General features: G+C 49.5%; 21 protein-coding genes, 1 tRNA gene and 1 other annotated feature. Of the genes, 6 read left to right on the forward strand and 16 right to left on the reverse strand.

What is annotated here, in order from left to right:
- Window positions 1-31: 31 nt before the first annotated feature.
- The 3 genes from EDM59_RS12400 (at window position 32) to nagE (ending at window position 3,632) form a co-directional block, all read left to right on the forward strand.
- Complete coding sequence (locus tag EDM59_RS12400; RefSeq protein ID WP_092274794.1) at window positions 32-295, forward strand: HPr family phosphocarrier protein; 264 nt, start codon at window positions 32-34, stop codon at window positions 293-295.
- Window positions 296-327: 32 nt separating this feature from the next.
- The gene (gene ptsP / locus EDM59_RS12405; protein ID WP_122923881.1) at window positions 328-2,040 is read left to right on the forward strand and encodes a phosphoenolpyruvate--protein phosphotransferase; all 1,713 of its coding nucleotides are present in this window, start codon (window positions 328-330) and stop codon (window positions 2,038-2,040) included.
- A gap of 152 nt (window positions 2,041-2,192) precedes the next feature.
- The gene (gene nagE / locus EDM59_RS12410; protein ID WP_122923882.1) at window positions 2,193-3,632 is read left to right on the forward strand and encodes an N-acetylglucosamine-specific PTS transporter subunit IIBC; all 1,440 of its coding nucleotides are present in this window, start codon (window positions 2,193-2,195) and stop codon (window positions 3,630-3,632) included.
- Window positions 3,633-3,694: 62 nt separating this feature from the next.
- On the opposite strand, the gene EDM59_RS12415 is transcribed toward nagE, so the two are convergent.
- The 3 genes from EDM59_RS12415 to EDM59_RS12425 all read right to left on the reverse strand — a co-directional run bounded on the left by EDM59_RS12415 (window position 3,695) and on the right by EDM59_RS12425 (window position 5,348).
- Entirely contained in the window at window positions 3,695-4,558 is an 864-nt protein-coding gene (locus tag EDM59_RS12415) for an IS3 family transposase (RefSeq protein WP_183192899.1), read from the reverse strand.
- Entirely contained in the window at window positions 4,519-4,836 is a 318-nt protein-coding gene (locus EDM59_RS12420) for a helix-turn-helix domain-containing protein (RefSeq protein ID WP_122923884.1), read from the reverse strand. Before EDM59_RS12420 ends, EDM59_RS12415 begins: the two co-directional genes overlap by 40 nt.
- Before the next feature lie 158 nt (window positions 4,837-4,994).
- Window positions 4,995-5,348 carry a winged helix-turn-helix transcriptional regulator gene (locus EDM59_RS12425; RefSeq protein ID WP_122923903.1) on the reverse strand — a complete coding sequence of 118 codons (354 nt, stop codon included), beginning with the start codon at window positions 5,346-5,348 and terminating at the stop codon, window positions 4,995-4,997.
- A 209-nt stretch (window positions 5,349-5,557) separates the two neighbouring features.
- Between EDM59_RS12425 and EDM59_RS12430 the strand changes: the two genes are divergently transcribed.
- On the forward strand, window positions 5,558-5,968 hold the full coding sequence (locus tag EDM59_RS12430; protein WP_122923885.1) for a DoxX family protein: 411 nt from the start codon (window positions 5,558-5,560) through the stop codon (window positions 5,966-5,968).
- Between the two features lie 98 nt (window positions 5,969-6,066).
- On the opposite strand, the gene EDM59_RS12435 is transcribed toward EDM59_RS12430, so the two are convergent.
- The 6 genes from EDM59_RS12435 to EDM59_RS12460 all read right to left on the reverse strand — a co-directional run bounded on the left by EDM59_RS12435 (window position 6,067) and on the right by EDM59_RS12460 (window position 11,244).
- The gene (locus EDM59_RS12435) at window positions 6,067-7,281 is read right to left on the reverse strand and encodes an MFS transporter (protein ID WP_122923886.1); all 1,215 of its coding nucleotides are present in this window, start codon (window positions 7,279-7,281) and stop codon (window positions 6,067-6,069) included.
- Window positions 7,282-7,317: 36 nt separating this feature from the next.
- Entirely contained in the window at window positions 7,318-7,743 is a 426-nt protein-coding gene (locus EDM59_RS12440; protein WP_122923887.1) for a MarR family winged helix-turn-helix transcriptional regulator, read from the reverse strand.
- 131 nt (window positions 7,744-7,874) lie between these two features.
- On the reverse strand, window positions 7,875-8,711 hold the full coding sequence (locus EDM59_RS12445; protein ID WP_122923888.1) for a pentapeptide repeat-containing protein: 837 nt from the start codon (window positions 8,709-8,711) through the stop codon (window positions 7,875-7,877).
- A gap of 77 nt (window positions 8,712-8,788) precedes the next feature.
- A complete protein-coding gene (gene spoIIP, locus EDM59_RS12450; RefSeq protein WP_122923889.1) occupies window positions 8,789-10,531 on the reverse strand; it encodes a stage II sporulation protein P in 1,743 nt (580 codons plus the stop codon).
- Between the two features lie 205 nt (window positions 10,532-10,736).
- Complete coding sequence (locus tag EDM59_RS12455; protein ID WP_122923890.1) at window positions 10,737-10,940, reverse strand: hypothetical protein; 204 nt, start codon at window positions 10,938-10,940, stop codon at window positions 10,737-10,739.
- 227 nt (window positions 10,941-11,167) lie between these two features.
- Window positions 11,168-11,244 (reverse strand) — tRNA-Arg (locus tag EDM59_RS12460).
- 313 nt (window positions 11,245-11,557) lie between these two features.
- On the opposite strand from EDM59_RS12460, the gene EDM59_RS12465 reads away from it, so the two are divergent.
- Window positions 11,558-12,820 carry an MFS transporter gene (locus tag EDM59_RS12465; RefSeq protein WP_122923891.1) on the forward strand — a complete coding sequence of 421 codons (1,263 nt, stop codon included), beginning with the start codon at window positions 11,558-11,560 and terminating at the stop codon, window positions 12,818-12,820.
- A gap of 91 nt (window positions 12,821-12,911) precedes the next feature.
- Here EDM59_RS12465 and aceA read toward each other — a convergent pair whose 3' ends face one another.
- The 7 genes from aceA to guaB form a co-directional block, all read right to left on the reverse strand.
- Window positions 12,912-14,201, reverse strand: a complete 1,290-nt coding sequence (gene aceA, locus EDM59_RS12470; RefSeq protein WP_122923892.1) for an isocitrate lyase — start codon at window positions 14,199-14,201, stop codon at window positions 12,912-12,914.
- 27 nt (window positions 14,202-14,228) lie between these two features.
- A complete protein-coding gene (gene aceB / locus EDM59_RS12475; RefSeq protein ID WP_122923893.1) occupies window positions 14,229-15,839 on the reverse strand; it encodes a malate synthase A in 1,611 nt (536 codons plus the stop codon).
- 477 nt (window positions 15,840-16,316) lie between these two features.
- Window positions 16,317-17,597, reverse strand: a complete 1,281-nt coding sequence (gene serS / locus EDM59_RS12480; protein ID WP_122923894.1) for a serine--tRNA ligase — start codon at window positions 17,595-17,597, stop codon at window positions 16,317-16,319.
- A 137-nt stretch (window positions 17,598-17,734) separates the two neighbouring features.
- Window positions 17,735-17,955, reverse strand: a binding site (T-box leader).
- Window positions 17,956-18,122: 167 nt separating this feature from the next.
- The gene (gene pdxT / locus EDM59_RS12485) at window positions 18,123-18,698 is read right to left on the reverse strand and encodes a pyridoxal 5'-phosphate synthase glutaminase subunit PdxT (RefSeq protein ID WP_122923895.1); all 576 of its coding nucleotides are present in this window, start codon (window positions 18,696-18,698) and stop codon (window positions 18,123-18,125) included.
- 10 nt (window positions 18,699-18,708) lie between these two features.
- Window positions 18,709-19,593: a pyridoxal 5'-phosphate synthase lyase subunit PdxS gene (gene pdxS, locus EDM59_RS12490; RefSeq protein ID WP_092274759.1), complete on the reverse strand. Its 885-nt coding sequence runs from the start codon at window positions 19,591-19,593 to the stop codon at window positions 18,709-18,711.
- A gap of 170 nt (window positions 19,594-19,763) precedes the next feature.
- Window positions 19,764-21,071 carry a D-alanyl-D-alanine carboxypeptidase family protein gene (locus tag EDM59_RS12495; RefSeq protein WP_122923896.1) on the reverse strand — a complete coding sequence of 436 codons (1,308 nt, stop codon included), beginning with the start codon at window positions 21,069-21,071 and terminating at the stop codon, window positions 19,764-19,766.
- A gap of 190 nt (window positions 21,072-21,261) precedes the next feature.
- A complete protein-coding gene (gene guaB, locus EDM59_RS12500) occupies window positions 21,262-22,722 on the reverse strand; it encodes an IMP dehydrogenase (protein ID WP_122923897.1) in 1,461 nt (486 codons plus the stop codon).
- 167 nt (window positions 22,723-22,889) lie between these two features.
- Here guaB and EDM59_RS12505 point away from each other — a divergent pair, with 167 nt between their 5' ends.
- Complete coding sequence (locus tag EDM59_RS12505; RefSeq protein ID WP_122923898.1) at window positions 22,890-23,927, forward strand: YaaC family protein; 1,038 nt, start codon at window positions 22,890-22,892, stop codon at window positions 23,925-23,927.
- Window positions 23,928-24,073: the final 146 nt, after the last annotated feature.

The following is a 24,073-nucleotide window of genomic DNA, read 5'->3' on the forward strand; positions in this document are numbered from 1 at the left end:
GGCCAAGAGGCTCATGTAACAGGAGGTCCCCATGATTCAGTTTCAAGTAACCGTAACGGCCCCTGGCGGGCTGCATGCTCGCCCGGCAGCTCTCTTCGTTAGCCGCACGTCCCAGTCCCAATCCAAAATCACCTTGAACAAAGGGGAGAAAATGGCTGACGGTCGCAGCATTCTCGGCATCATGACCTTAGGTATTTCCCAAGGTGATCATTTGACCATCCAAGTCGACGGCTCTGACGAAGAGCGCGTCGCAGCTGAAATCCAACAGCTTTTTCAGCAGGAATTCGCAAGCTAATCACACTCCAGAAAGAGGACGGTGAGTTACTTATGTTAAAAGGTATTCCGGTCTCTGCTGGCATCGCGATCGCTCCCATCGTCCGGCTGTCTCAGGATCAACCAATTGCGCACGAGACAGCCATCTCTTCTGCTGATGTAAGCAGCCACCAATCCCGTCTCGCACAAAGCATCGAGCTTGCCCGCCAGCAGCTGGAGCAACTGAGAGTGCAGACGGAAGAACAGCTCGGAGCAGAAAAGGCAGCCATCCTGTCCGCACACCTCGCGTTCTTAGACGATCCCGCGTTCACAGGGGAAATGAATAGCGCCATTGAAAACCAGCTTCTCAGTGCTTCCGCAGCCGTTTCACAGGTAGCCGATCAATTCATCTCCCTGTTCGAGAGCATGGACGATGCCTACATGCGCGAGCGAGCTGACGATATTCGCGATGTGAGCAGACGCCTCATTCGCAACCTTTCCGGAGAAGAATCATCGGTGAGCTTCCCGGAAGAGCCGTTCATCCTCATTGCCGTAGATGTGACCCCTTCCGAAACCCTGCAGCTGCCTCTGTCGCACGTACGGGGCATCGCGACGGTAAAGGGAGGCTCTACCTCGCACGCAGCCATTTTAGCGCGATCACTTGGCATTCCCGCTGTGATGGGTGTAGGGGAGGCTTTGTTTACACAAATGGAGTCCGAGACGCTGCTCATTTTGGACGGCGCGACTGGCCAGCTGTACCCCGCTCCCGACGAGGAAACTCGCAAGCGCTACGAGGCAAAAGCAGAAGAGGAAGCCATCGAGCGAGTTGCCTACGAAGCTATGAAGGACCTGCCTGCAAAGACCCTCGATGGTCACCGCGTTCATCTGATGGCGAACATGGCTGTCCCGGAAGAAGCAGACGCGCTGGTCGCATCGGGAGTAGAAGGGATCGGGCTGTTTCGTTCCGAGTTTCTGTTTATGGACCGCAGTACCCTTCCTGATGAGGAAGAGCAGTTCCAGGCTTACAAGCGTGTAGCCCTTGCCTTTGGCGACAAGCCCGTGATTATCCGTACCTTGGATGTGGGCGGCGACAAGCACTTGCCTGCTCTCGCTCTCGAAAAGGAAGAAAATCCGTTTCTCGGCTTCCGAGCCATTCGTATTTCGCTCGCACGGCCAGAGCTGTTCCAGGTTCAGCTTCGCGCTCTGCTGCGTGCCAGTGCTTTTGGCCGACTGCTCATCATGTTTCCGATGATTTCTCACCTCGAGCAGCTGCGAGCGGCTAAAAGCATTCTGGAGCAAGCCAAATCGCAGCTTCGCGAGGAAGGCGTCGCGTTTGACGAGAACATCGCAGTCGGCATGATGATGGAAATCCCAGCGGCATGCCTGCAGGCAGATGCGTTTGCCAAAGAGGTCCAATTCTTCAGTATCGGCACCAATGATCTTGTGCAGTACACCTTGGCCGTCGATCGCATGAATGCGAATATCGCTGACTTGTACAGCTATTACCATCCGGCGGTTCTTCGTCTGATCTCCCAGGTCATCGAGGCCTCGCACCGTGCTGGTATCTGGACAGGACTGTGCGGGGAAATGGCTGGCGATCCTGTCGCAACAGAGCTATTGCTCGGACTAGGACTGGATGAATTCAGCGGAGCTGCATCCGTCATGCCAAAAGTCAAACAACGCATCCGCACCACAACTATAGAGCAAGCCAAACGTACCGCAAGCCACGTCCTCACTCTTTCGACTACCGAAGACGTCGTTGCGTTTTTGAACAACAAAGCAGAGTAACTGTTTTGTTGTTTTACCCCAGAGCTTGTAAGCGATTTCAATCACATCGATCAGAATAGTCTTCTCCGGGCAATCTTCGTGCTCTCATCCTCTGCCTTTCATCCGGAGAACGGCTTGCTGATATACATCTCATTCCTAAGGAGGTTTTCCTTATGCTCGCCTTTCTGCAAAAGATTGGGAAAGCACTGATGCTCCCAGTCGCCACGTTGCCGGCCGCAGCGCTCTTGCTTCGCTTCGGTGCCATCAACTACGAAACCGAGTTTCACCTGGGATCAGCTGTTGGTGGTTTCCTGAACCAGTACATTGCGCCTTTCCTGCTCGCTGGCGGATCTGCTATTTTCGATAACTTATCTTTGATCTTCGCCGTCGGTGTCGCAATCGGTCTCGCTGGGGACGCTGTAGCCGCCTTGGCTGCTGTGATCGCCTACATGGTACTGACTGCCGTGCTGTCCAAAGTACCGGCTGCCATGCCGTTCATCGCTGATGATGCGAAGCTGAACATGGGTGTTCTTGGCGGTATCCTCGCAGGTGGGGTTGCTGCTTACTGCTACAACCGTTATCACAACATCAAGCTCCCGGAATGGCTGGGCTTCTTCGGGGGAAAACGCTTCGTTCCTATCATCACTTCACTTAGCATGGTCATCATCGGGTTGCTCTTCGGGATCGTTTGGGGTCCAATCCAAGACGCTTTGACCAGCATGGGTAACTGGATCGTCGGTCTGGGCGCACTGGGTGCCGGTTTGTTCGGCTTCTTCAACCGCTTGCTCATCCCATTTGGTCTGCACCACGTGCTAAACGCCATTGCCTGGTTCCAAATCGGTGACTTTACCGATGCAGCAGGAAAGGTTGTCCACGGTGACCTGAATCGTTTCTTCGCGGGTGACAAATCCGCTGGTATGTTTATGACAGGCTTCTTCCCGATCATGATGTTCGCTCTGCCTGCAGCTGCATTTGCCATCATTCACACAGCAAAACCGGAAAAACGCAAGGCAATCGCTTCTGTCTTTATCGGTACTGCGCTCGCTTCCTTCCTGACAGGGATTACAGAGCCATTGGAATTCGCGTTCATGTTCGCAGCTCCCCTGCTGTATGTCATCCACGCGGTTTTGACCGGGGTATCCGGGTATATCGTTACAGCGATGGGCATCAAGCACGGCTTTGGCTTCTCTGCTGGCTTGATTGACTACGGGCTGAACTTCCCGCTCTCCACCAACGCATGGCTGATTATCCCGATCGGTCTGGCGTTTGCAGTCGTTTACTACTTCCTGTTCCGTATCTTGATCGTGAAGATGAACATCAAGACTCCTGGACGTGAAGATGACGATGTCGAAGTCAGCACAACAAGAGGCACCAATACCATGCAGGAGAAAGCACAAAAAGTACTGACTCTCATCGGCGGAAAAGAAAACGTCGTGAACGTAGATGCGTGCATCACTCGTCTGCGCCTCGTCCTCAAAGACGACAAGATCGTCAACGAAAAAGGGCTAAAGGACCTCGGTGCTGCCGGTGTCATGAAGCTTGGTCAGGGCAGCGTTCAAGTCGTTTTCGGTACACAATCCGAGCTGTTGAAGGACGAAATCACAAAGCTCTAAAATAAAATGGCCCGGTAACGGTTTATGGTCAAGACCCCATTTAGTGGACATTGAAAAAAGCCCTAGGCAGTAAGCTGGCGTCGGTACTCTACCGGAGTCAGCTTTTTCAGTTTTCGTTGCGGTCGACTTTCGTTATAAAATTGGATATATTCTTCAATTCGTCTTTGTGCCTCATCCAGATTTCGGATATCATAAGGGTAGAGTCCTTCCGTTTTGAGATGCGAGAAGAAGCTCTCCATAGAGGCATTATCGTAACAATTGCCTCTCCTCGACATGCTGATTTGGGCGCCAACCGTAGGCAGCATGTCGTGGTAATCGTAGGACGTGTACTGGCATCCTTGGTCGCTATGAACGATCAATCCAGTCACGTCTTTCGTCTTTTCAAAGGCTTTCGTAAAGGTTTGAAGGACGAGTTGTCTGTCATTTTTAACGTCCATGTGATAAGCCACGATCTCGTTATTGAATAAATCTTTAATGGCCGATACGTACAGCCAAGTATCTTTCACACGGTACTGCGTGATATCGGTTACCCACTTTTGATTGGGAGCCTGTGCTCTGAAATCACGCTGCAGTACATTCTCAGCAACTCGTCCTCCTTCAGATGAAGCATAATGATTGCGACGAATTCGAGAACGGAGTCCCATTTCTTGCATCAAACGCAGAACCTTCTTATGATTGATCCACACTCCATGATCGTGCAGCAAAAACAATTGGATTTGTCGATATCCATATTTCCCATCATACTTCGTATACACACTCTGGATGAGATCTCTCACCGGTCTGTCTCGATCAGCATTCTGTCGCTTTACATACGCATAGTATCCACTTCTTGAAACGCCAAACAGCTTGCAAAGTTCCGTGACGCTGTACTCGCCAACTGCTGCTTTTATGATGGAGTACTTCTGTGCTGCACCTCCCGCATCCAAATTTCCCAACACTTTTTTAGCATGTGATTCTCCCGTCTCAACTGTTGGACATATCGATCCTGGTCGATATACGCCTGGCGTCGACCTCGCTGATCGAGAAAGCCAAACTCTCCAAGTTGTTTATACTTTTTCATCCATTTCTTTACGCGGTCTTTATCTTGAATACCAAAGTGCTCGGTGATCTGCCGATAAGTCCACTTTTCCTCGAGATGTAAACGAATCGCCTCCATTTTCATGGATTCAGGATACGACTTATACTTCTGACCTTTCATTGCCATAAAAATACACCCCCTAGAATTACATCGGATTTCCCTAGGGGTTTTTCCAATGTCTATTCTAAGGGGTGCACTTCATTTATCCGTTCCGGGCTTATTTTTATTCCTATCCATCGCATCCAGCATCGGTGTCATTTCGGCGCTTCTTTGTTGTTCAGCAGTTACCCATTGGAACGGTCGCAATCCGCCGGGTCCTTTGGGTCCAGCACGATCCATTCCTGTGCCCAGCTCTCGATTCCTTTTAAAACGGGCTCCATGGCAAGCCCCATCTGTGTGAGAGAATACTCTACCCGTACAGGGGCACAATCGGTGAAGACTTCGCGATGCACAAGGCCTTCCTTCTCCAGATCCTTCAATCTTTCAGAAAGTAGCCTTCCGCTAACTGGCAGAGCGCCTTCCAGCGCACAAAAACGCTGCGGTCCCTCCAGTAACTGATATAAGATTAGCCCTGTCCATCGCTTCCCAAGCATTTGCATGCCTTTTTCGAATTTCGGACAAAGGTAGGACTGTTTCATCGGAATCACCTCATTCTCCTTTAGTATAACGCTCTTTTGCTGATCCTTCAAAAGAGAATGCGCGGAAACGGGCGCTTTCTCCTCCGTTTCGATTGGGTGTTTTTTCTTAGAGAGATTAGTTTCTTGACATGAAACTTTTCTTATTATAAACTAACTAACGAAAAGTAACTATGTTACTTAAAATAAATTCTTCTTGGAGGTAATTATACATGTCTTCTCGTTTTGAATGGAGTGCCATTGTTTTACGTTTTATCGCTGGGATCACGTTCGTCATTCACGGTATCGCCAAGTTCCAAATGGGCCTGGATAACGTCGCAGGCTTCTTCGGCACCATGGGATTGCCTGCTTTTATCGCTTATTTTGTCGCTTTCGTTGAAGTCATTGGCGGGATCACACTGATTCTCGGATTGGGTACGCGCATTTTCGCTGGTGTATTGGCGATTGTCATGATTGGTGCCATCATCAAAGCAAAGCTGGCTGCTGGGTTTATGGGCAGCAATGGTGGCGCCGGCTACGAGCTGGAATTGGCTCTACTCGCCATTACGGCATCCCTCGCAATCAGTGGCAGCAACAAGCTCAGTCTGGATAATGCCCTTTTCGGCAAAAAGAACCTCGCGTAAATGATCGTATCTCCAAGTGCTCGAAGCCGCATCCGTGTGGCGGACGGCACTTTTTTTTAGGAGAAAAAAAAGCCCCACAAAGGTAGGGCTCTTCCTGCTTACTGACCGGATGCGGGCAGCGTTACTCGTTTTTCCTGCAGCTTCTTCCTGTTCGAGGCTTGATGGTACAGACGGAAATATACGATTCCCGCAAAGGCGACAATCAGCGAGGAGATCAAGTACATCGAGCTGAAATTCATGGCCGAAGCAATGATCCCCAGCACGAATGATCCGATCCCCATTCCCAAATCGAACAACAAATAATAGGTTCCCGTCGCCACCCCTCTTCTCTCTGTCGGTGCGGACTTGAGCGCGATAGCCTGGAAGCTCGGGAAGACACTGCCGTAGCCTAGTCCAATGACCGCGCTCGCTACCAGGAACAGCATGGGTCCGTTTGCCAGACTCAGTAAAATCAGCCCAATTGCGTACAAAATAATACTCGGGTAAATGACGACATGCTCGCCCATCCGGTCAAACAGCTTCCCGGTAAATGGTCGGGACAGTACGATCATGACTGCATAAATCACAAAGAAATAGCTCGATACCTCTGCTGCCCCAATCTCTTTGGCATAGACGGGGATAAAGGATAAGAGTCCACTGTAGGCAAAGGACATGAGACAAGCAGTCAGTGAGATCGGCATCGCACCTGGTTCAATGAAGTTTTTCCAATCAAACTTTTGATCCGCTCTCTTCTTCACAGATGCCTGAGCTTCCTGCACTTTGGTCAATCCACCGCAAACGAAGGAAATGATAGCAAATACGGAGATCAGCATACATAAAACGGAGAAGCTATACGTGTTCATGATCAGCAGCCCGACAAACGGACCGATGACCATCGCCAAATTCATAAACAGCGCATAGTAGCCAATGCCTTCCCCTTTTCGGGCTTCAGGAACGAGATCGGTGGCAATGGCAGCCATAGCGGTAGTCGCAAACCCGAAGCTCAGCCCGTGCACAAAGCGCAGTCCCAAGAGAAAAAGAAAGCTGAGAGCTCCCGCGTACGTGAAGGCGGAAAGCATAAACAAAGCGGATGCAAGGATGGCTACCTTTTTCTTGCCGAGCTCATCCACCCATTTCCCGGCGATTGGTCGAGCGATTACAGCCGCGATAATAAAGAACGTTAAGGTCAAGCCCACTTCTCGTTCGCCGCCGCGCATCGTATCCATGATATAGATCGGCAGCGTCGCGACGAGAGCATAGTACGTCATAAACAAAAACAAGCTGCTCAAGCATATTTTGATGAAGTCCCTGGTCCATAGGGGCTGTTTATCCAAATGAATCTCTCTCCTATCCACGCGGCACCATTCTTTCTATTCCGCGTTTACATTCTCTCTGATTTTTGAAAGCAATTGCTTCAGAAAAGCGATTTCCTCCTCTGGTATTCCTCTGAGCGCGACCTCGTGGACGTGTTCGTCGATCAGGATCAGCTGATTGGTAATCTCTCTTCCCGCTTCCGTCAGACAGACCAACGAGGAGCGCTTGTCTTCCGGGTTTGGCTGTCTGACCAGATATCCCTTACGCTCCAGCAGGTCCGATATTCTCGTTACATTCGCCTGGTCTTTTCCTACTCGTTTACTCAGTTCCTTTATCGTGAGTCGGTCTTCTTCCTCCAAGCTTTTTAATACCGACCACTGTTCAGTCGTGACATCCATATGACTGAACGCACTCGTCAAAAACCGCGTCATGCTGCGACCCGTATTATTGATCAAAAACCCTACCGCATCATCCAGCTTCAAAAATGCTCCCCCTTTCGCCGTTCCATTTACATGTCATAACATATATGTTGCAGCAAACAAAATAATAACATAGGTAAGGAATCGGACGCAATGCGCGAAAAAGAAAAACGCTTATCCAGATAAGCGTTTCGTTAGGACCAGTGTGTTGGCCGTGTAAACGAGGGTGGCAGCTTTGTACGAGCATCGCCCTTTGCCGCATTTAGTTGTGGCTGGGTTAAGAAAAGGCTGTCGGACAAGTCTGCTCCCCGCAGGTCCGTATCCCGAAAATCTGCGCCGATCAGATCAGCCATTCGCAGATCCGCTTCCCGAAGGTCAGCAGCGATCAGGTATGCCCCTCTCAGGTTTGCGCCTCGAAGATCCGCCCCTCGGAGCTTGGCACCGATCAGATCGGCTCCTCTGCCGAATGTCTTCTTTTTCCCTTTTTGCGAGGACACCGCTTTTGCCCGTACAAGCTCACTCGTCTTGAGTAGCCACTCATTTACTCGTGCCCGATGAGCGGCTATATCTACTTTTTGCAGCGCGTCCGGACGAAGCTCTGTCAGTCTTTTTGTCTCGTCCAAAGCAGTTTTGAGGGAGTCGTGGATAGAGTGAGCGGCGTCCAGTGTCAGTGCTTCCGTCAAATACCAGAGCAGCTCATGCAGCTGCCACATGAGCGGAAACACTTCAAACATCTGCCTCGCCACTTGCGGATGCTGACGCCAATCGCTGCCCTCGAACGTTTTTTGCGAGACCTTTTGTCCCGCTCCAAAGCAGTCAAACACGGTACATCCTCGAAAGCCAATGTCCCTTAGCTTGCTATGGACGCTGCACCGGTAGTCGGACTGCAAGTTGCTACAGGGCTGGCCTCCGTCTTTGTTCTCGGCGAAATCAGATGAAGCTGCAAAGGGCAGTGCAACACAGCACAAGCCATAGCAGCTATCACAATCTCCTTTTAGCAATTGTCTCTCTTGGTCATTTATCTTTGACATAGGGACCTCCTCATACCGTCGTTACAGATAAAAACACGACTCCCCCGCTTCTGGTGGCGAAGGAATCGTGCTTGTCTTTACTGAAATGCGATTTGTGACTCCAGCATATAGTTGGTGAACACGTCGGCGAAGGCCTCTGCCGTGTTGTAGCACTCTTCAAGCGTATTGTTGGTTCCGCCAAACTCAAGCAGCAGACTTCCCTCGGAAACAGACTGATTGTAGACGCCGTTTCCTTCGTTCGTTCCTTTCAAAATCACTCCGCGGGACAAGCCGGGATAGTTCGTTTCCAATCGTGCATGCAGAGCTTCCGCCAGTTTCTTGTTTTCCAGGTAAGTCGGGTTGGCTGTTCCGATTACGAACAAAACTCGCGAATACGTCTTTCCGTTGATGGTGATGGCGACCTTGCTGCGCGGCTCGTCACTATCCCGATGTATATCAAAAATGTATTTCAGATTCGGGCTCACCGCTGCCGCTGCCGCCACCGCTTTATACGATTCCGTGTAGGACATCGCGAAGCTTTTCTTTTGCTCCGCCAGCTTCTGGGCAAAGTCATCCTGGTTGACCATTGTCGCGATCCCTTTGGCTTGCAGCAGATCACCCAAACGTTTTCCAACCAAGGTAATATTGATTTCCGGGTCGTCAACAGAGCTTCCCTGTGTATTGCGGGCAACATTTCTCCACGACTCCCGGTTATGCGTAGAGTAGATGTACACTTTTTCGTTTCCGACCATTCCGCCGTTGTAGCCTACACCCAAGGGATCTACACCGTTAGAAGGGGTGCTGGTCGTCGGCTGAATCAGTTCTACAATCCATCCGGCGATGTAGGCGGTAGAGCCGTCGGACATCCGGATCAAATACCAGTCACCTTCCGATTGCACGATGGGAAACACCTGACCCGGCTGAGCATTCCCCACGACCGGATAATTGGTTCCGGGGCCGCTTCTCAGATTGGTATCGGCATTTTTTACCCGAATCGAGGCTTCCTGCTGTGTCGGAGCGGGATCTGGATTTGGTGCAGGAGTCGGTAAAGGAATAGGATCTAAAGTCACGGATACTTCGCTCGGTACCGTCTGCCCTGTCTCATCCGGTGCGATCGGCTTATAGATGTAGGCGTACGTTCCAGCGTAATTGATCGTATACCAGCCATTTGTATAGCCGTATTGGTTGACAATCGTTCCTGCGCTCAATTGACCAAGCACTGTGCCCAAAAAGTCTGGAGCCGTGTACACATCGACTCCTTCGGTCAGTGCAATCGTTCCTGTCCCTGCATCAACCGGATACGTAGGAGCGACTGGCTCTGTTGGTGTCGGAATCGGCGTTGGTGCCGGGGCAGGGGTAGGTGCTGGCGCAGCTGTTTCAGTCAAATAGCGTACGTTTACCCATCCATTTGCCTGATCGGAAAGCTTGATCTGTGCCCAATCCCCTTGTTTTTTTACTTGCAAAAATACGCCGTTTTTATCGATAATCTGCAAGATTTGGGCAGTTGCATTTGGTTCTGCCCGAACATTCAGCATGTCTACGGTACTTTTAACGTATTTGATCTGAGGGACCTCGATCATTTTTACGTACTTGTTATTGATCCAACCCGTCTTTCCACTGGCAAGCTTCACCTGTGTCCAATCTTTTTGTTCCGTAACGATTGGCAGTCGCGTTGCCTTTGTGACCGTTCCCACGATTTGCGTGGTTGTTCCAGGCGCACTACGAATATTTAACTGATCGACTGCGACCTCGACATGGGTAGCTGCTTCGGCAAATGACGGGGGCATCAGCATCATCAGGAAACAAACAGCTAGTAAGCTCTTTTTTACTCGTACCACCAAGAAACTCGCTCCCCCTCCTCTTTATTTTTTTGGAAAATACATCCTGAGGTAAGAAGTTCTCGGCTCGTCTACATTTTCCTCCATACAGCGACATCTTTTGCCGCCAGCAAATAAAAAAGAGGATGAAGCGACAAGCTTCACCCTTTTCTCCCTCCCTTTATTGCTTAAGCCATGCCTTTAGAGATGAACACCATCGGTAACGGGCTCACTTTTTGCCATATCTCCATAGCATATAGATGTTCACAAGAGAGGTTAGAAAGAGTAATCCCAATAGAACATTGGTCACGATCAACGTGTGAGTCAAGCTCCTGAGGGGTTCATTGATCGTCGCAACCACATTCAGCAGCTTGTTTGGGAGATTGTTGAATGTCGCAAGGATGTCGTTAAAATACTGCACGTAGCTGGCCAAACTCCAATCCTCCTCTGTAGCCTGTTCTCTGTAGAGTTTGATAAAGAGTGCCCGCCTAAACATCCGTGCATTTTTTTAAATGGAGAGCCTCGGATATACAGCTAGGAAATTGCGAGGGGTTCGTTAGGTGCTGGTGGACGAGTTGACGCTGAAGAAGCTCCGCAAAATGAAAACGCGGCTCTCTAAGTAATAGAGAACCGCATTTCGAACAACCATTTGCACCTGTATGGCGTCCCCGAGAGGATTCGAACCTCCGACCTACAGTTTAGGAAACTGACGCTCTATCCTGCTGAGCTACGGGGACATAGTTTGACAACACGCTTACCTTCTTATTATATGCAGGTACTCACTTTTTGGCAAATACAGCAGTGACTCCCTCTGTCCCTTTTATAACTTTCACGGAATTGACTAATATTCGAAATACTATTATAATTCGCTTTAATGTTTTAATTACAAAACATATGTTTTGTAATTAAAACGATGAAATGTAAAGAAAGGAGGCTTACTCGTAGATTCACACTAGCCCGCTCCTACACGAAAGCCTACTCGAAAAAAGAGGACTCCGCCCAAAGATGCCCCTATGTCAATCAACTACCACGATCGAGGTGAAACTTCGCATGCTTACTGAGCAAAAACGCTGGTTCTACGTAGCTCTACCGGTCTTTTTCTTTTGGTTTTTTGGACAAATTGATAAGTTAAGCATTTCCATCATTCAGACCGATCCCCAATTCCTGCAGGATCTCGGATTAACCGGGCCTAATAAAAACGCGTTAGTCGGTTTACTTACGTTAATATTTACGATCGCCTACTCTGTGTCGAATATTTTCTGGGGCGTTATCATCGATAAGCTCGGGGCAAGGAAAACAGCCATCATTGGCCTGAGCGTATGGACTGTGACGATGGTGGCCGGAGGTATGGCACAATCGTATGAGATGTTTATGCTCAGCCGCATTATCCTTGGGCTTGGAGAAGGCATGATGATTCCGGTCTCAGCAAAATTCATCTCGAACTGGTTTAACAGTCGGGAAATTGGGCGGGCTCAAGCATCATGGATTATCGGCAACTATTTGGGACCTGCCATCGGTGCCTTGATTTTAACGTATTTAATCACAACGTATAGCTGGCATGTGTCGTTCTACGTTCTCGCGAGCTTTACTCTCTTTATCTCCCTTCCGCTGTTCGTGTTTTTGGCACGCAATACTCCGGAAGAACATCCTGGCGTCAGCCAAAAAGAACTAGCTCACATCCGTTTGGCTGAGACGACTGCTCGAACTTCAGAAGAGAAAAAGAGCTTCCTCACCAATTACCGGTATTGGATCGTGTTTTTCGGTAATTTGATGTCCTACTTCATTTTTTTCGGTATTAGCATCTGGCTGCCAACGTATTTGGTTGAAGCCAAGCATTTTTCCCGCGAAGCGATGGCCGGTATTACATCCCTCTCTTGGATCTTCGCGCTCTGTTTCGTCATCCTCGGCGGTTTTTTAGCTGATAAAAAGAAGCGCCCGGGCTTGCTCGCTTCCATCTGGTTCATCCTATGCGTGCTGTTCCTCACGTCCGCTTACTTCGCAACCAATCCACTGATTGCCGGAGTATCCCTCGGAATTGCCATGGGTACGCAGGGAGGCATGTTCCATTTAGTAAACCTGTTTGTCGTGAAATATTCCACGAAAGAGACTGCCGGGAAAGCAGCTGGTATTATGGGCTTCACCAATATTTTAGGTGGCTTCTCCAGCTACATCATGGGCTGGATGAGAGATATGTCCGGTGGAGACTTTACACCTACGATCATGCTGCTCATCGTAACTGCCGCTCTTGGATTCATTGCCTACGCTACTACCTTAAAAAAAGAATCGGAAGAAATCCGCAGTTTCCACGCGTAAATCGTGAATGGATAGAGATTTCAGAGAAAATCTGAGTCTCTATCCATTCTTTTTTGATCGCCTTCTATTTACTCAGACATTTGGCATTGCCTTAATTATGCTGAAACTGCTCTTCCTCTGTAGATCCGCTCAGTGCTGTCGTCGAAGAAGTTCCCCCGGAAATAACCTGCGCGACTTCATCAAAGTATCCGGTACCTACTTCACGCTGATGGCGTGTCGCCGTGTAGCCGTGTACCTCGCTCGCGAATTCAGCTTGCTGCAGCTCGGAGTAAGCAGCCATACCGCGATCACGATAGCCTCTTGCCAGCTCGAACATCCCGTAGTTCAGAGCGTGGAAGCCTGCCAGTGTAACGAATTGGAATTTGTAGCCCATCTCACCCAGCTCTTCCTGGAAACGTGCAATCGATTCTTCATCCAGCTTTTTCTTCCAGTTGAAGGATGGGGAGCAGTTGTAGGCCAAGAGCTTTCCAGGGAATTTCTCATGAATCGCTTCGGCAAAGCAGCGTGCTTCCTCCAGATTTGGCTCTGATGTCTCGCACCAGATCAGATCCGCGTAAGGTGCGTATGCCAGACCGCGAGCAATAGCTGCATCCAGACCACCGCGCAGACGGAAGAATCCTTCTGGTGTTCGCTCTCCTGTGAGGAAAGGCTGATCCGCTTCATCGATGTCGCTCGTGATGAGGAAGGCGCCATTTGCATCCGTACGAGCTACGATAATCGTTGGTACCCCCATTACGTCAGCAGCGAAACGGGCAGAGATCAGGTTGCGAACAGCTGCCTGGGTCGGAATCAGCACCTTGCCGCCCATATGACCGCATTTTTTCTCGGAGGCGAGCTGGTCTTCAAAGTGAACGCCCGCTGCTCCCGCTTCAATCATGCCTTTCATCAGTTCAAATACGTTCAGAGGACCGCCGAACCCTGCTTCTGCATCGGCTACGATTGGCGCGAACCAATGCGTGTCGGTTCCCCCCTCCGATTGATCGATTTGATCTGCCCGCTGAAGCGCCTGGTTGATTCGTTTTACCACTTGCGGAACGCTGTTGGCAGGATAGAGACTTTGGTCTGGATACATCTGCCCGGAAAGGTTCGCGTCTGCCGCTACCTGCCATCCGCTCAAGTAAATCGCTTTAAGCCCTGCCTTTACCTGCTGGATCGCCTGATTCCCTGTCAATGCACCCAGTGCCTTGATGTGATGCTCCGTATGAAGCAAATTCCACAAGCGCTCTGCTCCGAGCCGCGCCAAGGTATGTTCCACTTGAACGGATCCACGCAGTCGGACGACATCCTCTGCTGTGTAAGTACGGGTAATCCCTTGAAAACGCTCTTGGCTCCAGCTTTGCTCTACCTGCTTAATCGCTTCCTGCTTGTTTTGTTTGCCCATTTTCGTTTCCCCCACTCATTTTTTTATTTATTGAAGATAGGTATAACCGGGAACAGTTAGGAAGTCCTCAAAATCATCCTCCGTCACAAGCTGTAGAAACAACTGGCCTGCCAACGGGAACTTGCTTGTTTCATATCGCTCTAGACCGATTGCTGTTTTCAATACTTGCAGTTCCTCGGTCAGCATCTGTTTCACCAAAGCTTCCGTGACCTTGCGCCCATCCTGCAAGACGCCGCGTGGATGACGAATCCATTGCCATACTTGGGCTCGGGAAATTTCCGCTGTCGCTGCATCCTCCATCAAATTGTGGATAGGAACGGCACCGTAGCCCCTCAGCCAAGCTTCTACATATTGCAAACCGACACTGATGTTTGTACGGACGCCTTCCTCGGTAATGACTCCTTCTGGTACAGCCAGCAAATCGCTAGCCGTTACCTGTACGTCCTCCCGTTTGTACCAGATCTGATTAGGCTCTCGCATCAATCGGTTAAAGACTTCCATCGCCACCGGTACCAAGCCAGGATGCGCTACCCAAGTACCATCGTGACCGTCATATGCTTCGCGCTCTTTGTCAGCACGTACTTTAGCGATCGCTTCCTCGTTTTTGACCGGGTCGTTTTTCACCGGGATCTGCGCAGCCATCCCCCCGATGCATGGAGCCATCCGTCTGTGGCACGTTTTTACTGCCAACGACGTGTATGCTTTCATGAAAGGAACCGTCATCGTGACCTGGGCCCGGTCTGGGGTGATCACATCAGGTTGATTCCGCAATTTTTTGATGTAGCTAAAGATATAATCCCACCGCCCACAGTTCAGGCCAGCGCTGTGCTCACGCAGCTCATACAGAATTTCGTCCATTTCAAAAGCAGCCAAAATCGTTTCGATCAGGACTGTAGCCCGAATCGTGCCGCGCGGGATATGCAGCTCATCCTGGGCAAACAAGAAGACATCATTCCACAATCGAGCTTCCAGATGACTCTCCAGCTTGGGTAGATAGAAGTAAGGAGCTGTACCATTGGCCATCAGCGCCTGGACATTGTGGTAAAAGTAGAGGCCAAAGTCGAGCAGACTCCCCGAAATCGCTCTGCCTTCCAGCCTGAAATGCTTTTCCTCCAGATGCCAACCGCGCGGACGTACGATCAAGACTGCTGTTTTCTCTTGAAGGGCATACCGTTTACCCTCGGGACTCGTATAGGAGATATTGCGGCGTACTGCGTCCTTCATGTTGATCTGACCTTGGATGGTGTTTTCCCATGTAGGGGAATTCGCATCCTCGAAGTCAGCCATGAAGATACGTGCACCTGAGTTGAGTGCATTGATGACCATTTTTCGATCGCCCGCTGGACCCGTAATTTCTACACGTCGATCCTGCAAGTCCGTTGGCAAAGGAGCCACCGTCCACTCTGCTTTGCGGATCTGTGCCGTCTCGGGCAAAAAGTCCGGCAGCTGCCCCGCATCTATTTTCAACTGCCGCTCCTGACGATCAGCGAGCAGCTGTTGGCGTCTGTCTCCAAATTTCTGTTCCAGCTTGATGATAAACTGAATGGCTTCTGGCGTAAGAACATCGCGGTACCCATCATGCATTTCTCCGGTAATGCTCAGCTCGAGCGGATACGGATTGGTTGGAATCGTAGTCAAATGAGCTCCTCCTCCATCAGAAGAAACATTATTATGGTACAGTATTGATTATTAAAATGTATTATAGTACAGACCACGCAAAAAAAATGGTTCCTACTCCTGATATCCGCTTCCACTGCAATGGCTGCAGCTTACATGACCATCGCCCAGACAATGGTGACAAGCCACCCCATGTTCATCGTGACCGACTCCTCCACACCTCGTGCAATTTTGTTCGCCGTTTCCCTCACAACGGTAGCAGTCCATTTCCCATTCCCTCCGTATCTGTATTAAAACAATATTCTTAAGATTTGTTTTTATTATATAACAGCTATTGATACAGTGCAACATGATTTTTTAAATTTTTCCTTCTGTATTAGTACACAGGATGATTTGACTAGACCAAGCGAAGGACGGACCATCGTTGTACCTATCTGTACAAAAAAACAGCCCTTGTCCCTAGGGATCAAGAGCTGTTCTGCCTGTGTTGCTACTTATTTATTTAGGGGAGACTTTTTCCACTCCACCCATATACGAACGCAATACTTCTGGGATCACGATCGATCCGTCAGCTTCCTGGTAGTTTTCCAAGATCGCGGCAACCGTACGGCCAATCGCGAGGCCCGAGCCGTTCAGGGTATGCACAAATTCAGGCTTCGACTTGGTATCGCGGCGGAATCGAATGTTCGCCCGACGCGCCTGGAAATCCTCAAAGTTCGAACACGACGAGATTTCCCGGTACGTGTTGTTGCTTGGAATCCAGACTTCGATGTCATACTTCTTCGCGGCTGTGAAGCCCAAATCACCCGTACACATGCTCAGGACCTGGTAGGGCAAGCCCAAGAGCTGCAATACCTTCTCAGCGTTGTTCACCAGCTTTTCCAACTCATCATACGAATCTTCTGGCTTGGTGAATTTGACCAGCTCAACCTTGTTAAACTGATGCTGACGAATCAACCCACGCGTATCGCGTCCAGCCGAGCCCGCTTCCGAGCGGAAACATGCGCTGTAAGCGGCGTAGTAGCGAGGGAGCTCTGCGCCATCCATGATTTCATCGCGGTGCATATTCGTCACAGGAACTTCCGCTGTCGGGATCAGGAAGTAGTCAGGACCTTCCAGCTTGAACGCATCCTCTTCAAACTTCGGCAGTTGGCCTGTTCCGGTCATGCTTGTACGGTTGACGATATACGGAGGGATTACTTCTTCATAGCCATGCTCATTTGCGTGCAAATCGAGCATGAAGTTCATCAAGGCGCGTTCCAGACGAGCGCCCATCCCTTTGTAGAACACGAATCGGCTTCCTGTGACCTTTGCTGCCGTCTCAAAATCGAGGATACCTGCCTGGCTAGCCAGATCCCAGTGTGGTTTTGCCTCGAAATCAAAGTGACGAGGCTCACCCCATTTCCTTATCACTACATTGTCGTCTTCCGATGTTCCGACCGGCGTGCTCTCGTGCGGCAGGTTCGGCAGGCTCAACAGGATTTGTTCCTGCTGTTCATCCAGCTGACGCAGCTCTTCATCCAGCACTTTGATGCGGTCGTTTACTTCTTTCATTTCTGCAATCAGATGATCGGCATTTTCTTTATTACGCTTCATCACCGCAACCTGTTCAGATACAGTATTGCGTTTGTTTTTCAAAGCATCCGCTTCTTGAATGACCTGGCGTCTTTTTTCATCCACTTCTGCAAACTGATCCAGTGCCGTAATATCCTCATTGCGATGGGCTAAACGGCGTCTTACTTCTTCCAAGTCTTGGCGCAGTACTTTTACGTCCAACATGTGAGAATCCCTCCGAATAGATTATCCATTAGAAAACTTGGCTACGCCAAGCCTTTGGCCGCAGCCTTAGCTGCCTTTATACTGGATAAGACCTTTTATAGAGTCTTATCTGGAAAACAAAAAACACCCGTCCCCTGGTAAGGGACGAGTGTTGTATACCCGCGTTGCCACCCTCGTTGACAAATGCGCACAACTCCTCGCATCGGTCCACTCTTCCGTCATAACGGGACGGTTCCGGACAAAGTTGATCCTTTGCCACTCCGAGATGGATTCCTTCGCATGCTGGTTCGGTTTGCACCCACCACCGACTCTCTAGGCCAAGCTCTTGCAAAGTACTTGTTCTCATCATCGCATTCACATAAATTCTTGCTTCTATTGTTAACTGTACTACAGGTTCTATACCTGTGTAAAGGGCAGCTATCTTGCTAGGACCCAGTATTTCCCCGTTCATCACCGTTCAGACCTTGCTGCAAAAATAAAGACCTACATCGTTTCGATGCAGGCCTTGCTTCCGTTTTGGTTTGTTTAGCTCCGGTGCTCCCTCACCATATCGAGAAAGTACCGATGCAAACGATTATCCTCTGTCAATTCGGGGTGGAATGCTGCTGCCAGGTAATGTCCCTCTCTTGCCACGACGATCTTCTCTTCGTACTTTGCAAGTACCTCTCCGTTCTCCCCAACTTCCCGAATATAAGGAGCCCGGATGAAGACGGCAGGATAATCAGCTGCTACTCCCGCTACAGGCATCGTAACTTCAAAGCTCTCCTTTTGACGACCGAAGGCATTGCGCTCTACTAGGATGTCCATCAGGCCAAGGTGAGAGTCTTCTTGTCCGTTGATCCGCTTCGCTAAAAGAATAGCTCCCGCACACGTGCCAAAGATCGGCTTTCCTGCTTTGCCAAACTCACGAACAGCTTCCATAAATCCGTATTTATGCATCAGCTTGCTGATCGTCGTGCTCTCACCGCCGGGTATGATCAGACCATCCAGCTCGTCCAGCTCTTCCACCTTTTTCACAGCAACGGCTGTTGCACCTGCCTCTTCCAGCATTCGAACATGTTCCGCTACCGCTCCTTGCAGGGCCAGTACACCGATTCTCATAGCATTCACCTTACCAGCCTCGGTCTTGCATGCGATCTGCTTCACGGATCTTGGAGATCTCAATACCTGTCATGGCACTACCCAAGCCTTTAGACACGCGGGCGATCAGCTCGTAATCATCGTAGTGAGTCGTTGCTTCGACGATGGCGCGGGCAAACTTCTCAGGATTTTCGGATTTAAAGATACCCGATCCAACAAACACGCCATCGGAGCCGAGTTGCATCATCAGAGCAGCATCGGCAGGAGTCGCTACCCCACCTGCTGCGAAGTTTACGACTGGCAGCTTGCCGTTTTTGTGCACTTGCTCGAGCAGCTCATAGGGAGCTCCCAAATTTTTCGCTTCGGCCATCAGCTCGTCGTAGGACATTGCTTGCACTTTGCGAATTTGAGCCATCATCGTACGCATATGGCGAACTGCCTCTACGATGTTTCCGGTTCCTGGCTCACCTTTGGTGCGGATCATGGATGCACCTTCACCGATACGGCGCAGTGCTTCACCCAGATCACGCGCACCACATACGAATGGTACAGTGAAATCCTTTTTATTAATATGGTACAGATCATCGGCAGGAGTCAGTACTTCGCTCTCATCGAGGTAATCAACACCCATAGACTCCAGAACACGCGCTTCCACGAAATGACCAATGCGTGCTTTTGCCATAACAGGGATGGATACTGCATTCAGCACCTCTTCTACGATGCCCAAGTCAGCCATACGTGCTACGCCGCCAGCTGCACGGATGTCAGAAGGTACGCGCTCCAGTGCCATTACAGCTACCGCCCCAGCTGCCTCCGCAATTTTGGCTTGCTCAGCGTTGATTACGTCCATGATGACGCCGCCCTTTTGCATTTCAGCCATACCTTTTTTCACGCGGGATGTTCCTACCTGTACCATTTCGTTTCCCCCTATATCACGAAGTTAGGACCACAACTGTTATGTGGTGTTATGGTTCGTTGTTAAGGTCATTGTAAACGAAAGATACAGAAAAAAACAACCCCTATTTCTGTAAACTTGAAAAATGCAAAAAAAATCCCCACCTCACAAAGAGATGGGGATCCTGTGCTTTATTTACCTGTAACACTTCCAAACAAGTTGCCGAAGAACTGGATGATGCTGCGGAAAAACAGGCGAATCCAGCTTCCCTCTTCCACTTCCTGGCTAGCCACAATGTCTACTCCAGCCTTTGCTGCATCTTCCGGCTGCAAGTAATCGCTGTCCTTGGTGCCTTCTTCCTTCAACACAAGCTTACCAATTACTTGACCTTGCTTGATCGGCGCGGTCAGCTCCTGGAAGGTAACGGTTGGCGTGAATTTCGCCTCGGAGCCAATTTTGGTCAGAACGTTCACTTCACTGCCTGCTGCTGCATTTACCATCAGCTCAACACCATTTTTCACTGGTGCTGTCTCAAAGCCTTTGATCGTAGCACCTTTGTCCATTTGCTTGGTCAGCTTGAAGTTGCTGAAGCCGTAGTCAAACAGTTTTTTCGTCTCAACAAAGCGCTTTGTCTCATTCTCGGTACCCATGACAACGGAAATCAGACGCATATTGTCACGCGTAGCTGTACCTGTAAAGCAATATCCGGCAGCTTGGGTATAACCTGTTTTCAGACCATCAGCACCTGGATAGTAGTTATTCAGATCTGGCAGCATCCAGTTGTAGTTTGCTTTTTTCAGCTCATCTGGTTTGCCTTCACGGAACGTCAAACGTGGAATTTTGGATACCTCGATCGCTTCCGGGAAATCACGGATCAGCGCGCGTGCGAGAATCGCGGAGTCACGAGCCGACATCAGGTTTTCTACTTGATCCGTTTGCACGGAGTATGGACCCAGTTCATTTGCTGGCAACCCCGTAGAGGTGACAAAAGAGGTGTTCGTCATACCGAGTTCTTTTGCCTTTTTGTTCATCATTTGCACGAAGTTTGGCTCACTGCCAGCTACTTTTTCTGCAAGCAGTACAGTCGCATCATTCGCCGATACAACTGCCATCGCCTTGTACAATTCCTTTACACTAAAAGATTCGCCGGCATTCAAATACACACCGGATGCATCCGAAATCTTTGCAACGTAAAAGGCATATTCACTTACGGGAACCTGTTCGTCCCAGCTGATCTTCTTTTGCTTAACCGCTTCCTGCACCAGGTATTCGCTCATCATTTTACTCATACTAGCAGGCGGCAATGGCACATCGGGATTGGTGGCATACAGGATTTTACCGGTCGTTGCCTCTAAGAGAATGGCAGATTTCGCTGCCAGTTGTAGATCGGCTGCAGGTGCCGCATCGGCCTTAGTCGCTGCTCCTCCCATTGCTGTAGCTAATACAGCGACAGAAAGGAACAGACCTGTTAAACGCTTTGTCCATGTCTTTCGTTTCATTAGATTCTCTCACTCTCCCATTTCTGTCGTTCTTATTTTCCTACTAAACGCACACACCAATCTAAGTTTACCATAGTTAGTAGGTAGGCTTGAAGCTTGTTTCGGACTGTAAACTTTGGCAAACGATAGAAAAACCCCCCTTTCACCTAGATGGAAAGGGAGGTTTAGGTCCTGTGAACTAAATTGTTTCCTAGGAAATTGAGTAGTTTGGAGCCTCTTTTGTGATTTGTACATCATGTGGATGGCTCTCACGCAAGCCAGCACCTGTAATCCGCACAAACTGCGAGTTTTCGATGAGATCCTCAATCGTTTTCGCTCCGCAATACCCCATACCCGCACGCAAACCGCCAATCATTTGGAACGTAACGTCGGACAACGGTCCTTTGTAAGGAACGCGACCCTCAATGCCTTCTGGAACCAATTTTTGCTCGTTTTCTTGGAAGTAACGGTCTTTACTTCCCGCTTTCATCGCACCGATGGAGCCCATCCCGCGATACACCTTAAAGCGTCGGCCTTGATAAATCTCAAATTCCCCCGGACTTTCTTCTGTACCAGCAAACAGGCTGCCGATCATAATCGCAGATGCGCCTGCGCCAATAGCTTTTGGCAAATCACCGGAGTATTTAATGCCTCCATCGGCAATAATTGGAATATTGTATTTCCGCGCTACTTGGGCACAGTCGTTGATAGCCGTAATTTGTGGGACACCGATACCGGCTACAACACGAGTTGTACAAATAGATCCTGGTCCAATCCCTACTTTCACGACAGAAGCTCCGGCTTCGATCAGTTCGCGGGTTGCCTCACCAGTTGCTACGTTTCCTGCAACGATGGTAAGTTCCGGATAAACTTTGCGGATTTCTCTTACCGTGTCAATCACACCCTTGGAATGGCCATGAGCTGTATCTACTACCAGCACGTCTACACCGGACTTGACCAATGCAGCTGCTCGCTCGAAAGTATCGCCGGAAACGCCTACTGCCGCCCCGCAAAGCAAACGCCCTTGTTTGTCTTTCGCCGCATTCGGGTACTGAATGGCCTTTTCAATATCCTTGATGGTAATGAGGCCTTTCAGGATGTTATTCTCGTCCACTAGTGGCAGCTTTTCAATTTTGTGCTTTTGCAGGATGGCTTCTGCTTGCAGCAGTGTTGTTCCTACTGGTGCGGTGACCAAATTGTCTTTTGTCATAACCTCATGAATCGGTGTCGAGAAATCATGGACGAAACGAAGATCGCGGTTCGTTAAAATCCCAATCAGATGGTTGTCCCCATCTACGATCGGCACACCGGAGATCCGGTATTTTCCCATGAGTGCATCAGCATCTTGCACCGTATGATCCTGGGACAAGGAAAATGGATTTGTGATAACACCGCTTTCCGAACGTTTTACACGATCCACTTCACTCGCTTGTTGCTCAATGGTCATGTTTTTGTGGATGATTCCGATCCCACCCTGGCGAGCCATTGCGATCGCAAGTGCAGATTCGGTCACTGTATCCATACCCGCGCTGATAAGAGGAATATTCAAGGTAACCGATTCGCTCAGTTTCGTTCTAAGGTCAACATCCCTCGGCAAAACTTCAGATTTTGCTGGAATGAGCAATACGTCGTCAAACGTCAAACCTTCTTTTACGAATTTATCTTCCCGCACAGCAGCAAGCCCCTCTCGGTGATAGTTTAAGCCAGTTTAGCAAACGGCATAATTTACTGTCAAGGAATGCATAAAATGTTCGGTTTTATAATGAATTATCCAGATAAATCAAAAAATGAGCTTGTGTAATTAGCTGTTTTTACGAAAATTATTAAAGGTGGATTCGTATGGATAATGCCTGGAAAGCCTTTCGTTTTTTAGAAACTGAACCGACTTCCCGAAAGTTTTTATCCTCTTGCTATGAAACGTTAGGGCTCGAGCATTACGACCGCCTAGCTTTTCAACAAAGTACACGATTTCTCTATTTCTGGAGGCTAGCTAGGCAATATTACCTCAATGCCGAAGCTGCTGATCTCTCTGTTCGGCCACTGCTTTTATTTTATGGATGCTCCCATCTGCTAAAGGGAATGCTGCTGACTCGTGACCCCTCCTACCCACAAAACAGCCGCGTCCTGCAGCACGGGGTAACCACACGGAAATTGAAACGATCAGCATACCAACTGACGGAAGATGAGATCCGCCCCCAAAAGGAAGGATTCTTTGCACATTTGGCTCATTTATTTGGCCTGTCTCCCTTACAGGATCGCTATTTGGTACATGAATTGTTCTCTTCTATACCCGCCATGAGCCAGTCCTGTGCTCTGCTCTCCGAAACGCCTGCCCTCTGGCAGCGTCTGCATTGGGCAGTACTGTCTGCACCGCCCTCTTCCGTTTCAGAAGGGAATGCAGCTCATAAAACAGCTGGACCTTGGGTATCGATTTCATTTCCTGAAGGATTAGAGGGAGCTTTAGCGTACTCCACGGAAACCTTTTCCCAATATATCCGCCGGTTATCGACAGCTGCTATCCCTACGCAGCAGTTTCATTGGAGAGAGGGGAAAGGAAAAGAACTGCTCATTCCCCAGTTTGCCCTCCCTGCATTGGAACAACACCCACTCTTTCGTCTTCAAGGAGCGAACTTGTATTTTTGGAACGGATCTACCGATTCCCTCCCCTTGCCAGAATGGGCAAGCCATTATCTCCTTCTGTATTTGCTTAGCATGCTCTGCCGCTACGAAACGGAGTGGTGGGGAGAGCTGACGTTGTCCTATGGCTTGGCTGAGCGATATCTCGTTGAGCATTTTCTCGAGCATCACTTTGAAACGTTTCCCACCGTTATTATGAAACAGATTCATCAAATTAACCCTCATGCCTTGCCTATGTAAATATCGTGCGCGTTGAAGGCGTACATAAACGTTAAAAACCTTCTTGCCTTTTCCAGCAGGAAGGTTTTCTTGATAAATAAAAAAACCATCCCCCATGGATGGCTGCCTCGTGCCTTCAAAACTGGATCTGCATGTTTGCTAAGAGT

The sequence above is a fragment of the Brevibacillus nitrificans genome (assembly GCF_003710965.1).
Lineage (GTDB): Bacteria > Bacillota > Bacilli > Brevibacillales > Brevibacillaceae > Brevibacillus > Brevibacillus centrosporus.

Coding starts and splice junctions, on each gene's coding strand:
- EDM59_RS12420 (WP_122923884.1), bottom strand. CDS start 4,836: ATGGCAATGAAAGGTCAGAAGTATAAGTCGTATCCTGAATCCATGAAA.
- pdxT (WP_122923895.1), bottom strand. CDS start 18,698: ATGAGAATCGGTGTACTGGCCCTGCAAGGAGCGGTAGCGGAACATGTT.
- EDM59_RS12465 (WP_122923891.1), top strand. CDS start 11,558: ATGCTTACTGAGCAAAAACGCTGGTTCTACGTAGCTCTACCGGTCTTT.
- serS (WP_122923894.1), bottom strand. CDS start 17,597: ATGTTGGACGTAAAAGTACTGCGCCAAGACTTGGAAGAAGTAAGACGC.
- pdxS (WP_092274759.1), bottom strand. CDS start 19,593: ATGGTACAGGTAGGAACATCCCGCGTGAAAAAAGGTATGGCTGAAATG.
- ptsP (WP_122923881.1), top strand. CDS start 328: ATGTTAAAAGGTATTCCGGTCTCTGCTGGCATCGCGATCGCTCCCATC.
- EDM59_RS12505 (WP_122923898.1), top strand. CDS start 22,890: ATGGATAATGCCTGGAAAGCCTTTCGTTTTTTAGAAACTGAACCGACT.
- EDM59_RS12425 (WP_122923903.1), bottom strand. CDS start 5,348: ATGAAACAGTCCTACCTTTGTCCGAAATTCGAAAAAGGCATGCAAATG.
- EDM59_RS12495 (WP_122923896.1), bottom strand. CDS start 21,071: ATGAAACGAAAGACATGGACAAAGCGTTTAACAGGTCTGTTCCTTTCT.
- aceA (WP_122923892.1), bottom strand. CDS start 14,201: ATGGGCAAACAAAACAAGCAGGAAGCGATTAAGCAGGTAGAGCAAAGC.
- nagE (WP_122923882.1), top strand. CDS start 2,193: ATGCTCGCCTTTCTGCAAAAGATTGGGAAAGCACTGATGCTCCCAGTC.
- EDM59_RS12445 (WP_122923888.1), bottom strand. CDS start 8,711: ATGTCAAAGATAAATGACCAAGAGAGACAATTGCTAAAAGGAGATTGT.
- EDM59_RS12430 (WP_122923885.1), top strand. CDS start 5,558: ATGTCTTCTCGTTTTGAATGGAGTGCCATTGTTTTACGTTTTATCGCT.
- EDM59_RS12400 (WP_092274794.1), top strand. CDS start 32: ATGATTCAGTTTCAAGTAACCGTAACGGCCCCTGGCGGGCTGCATGCT.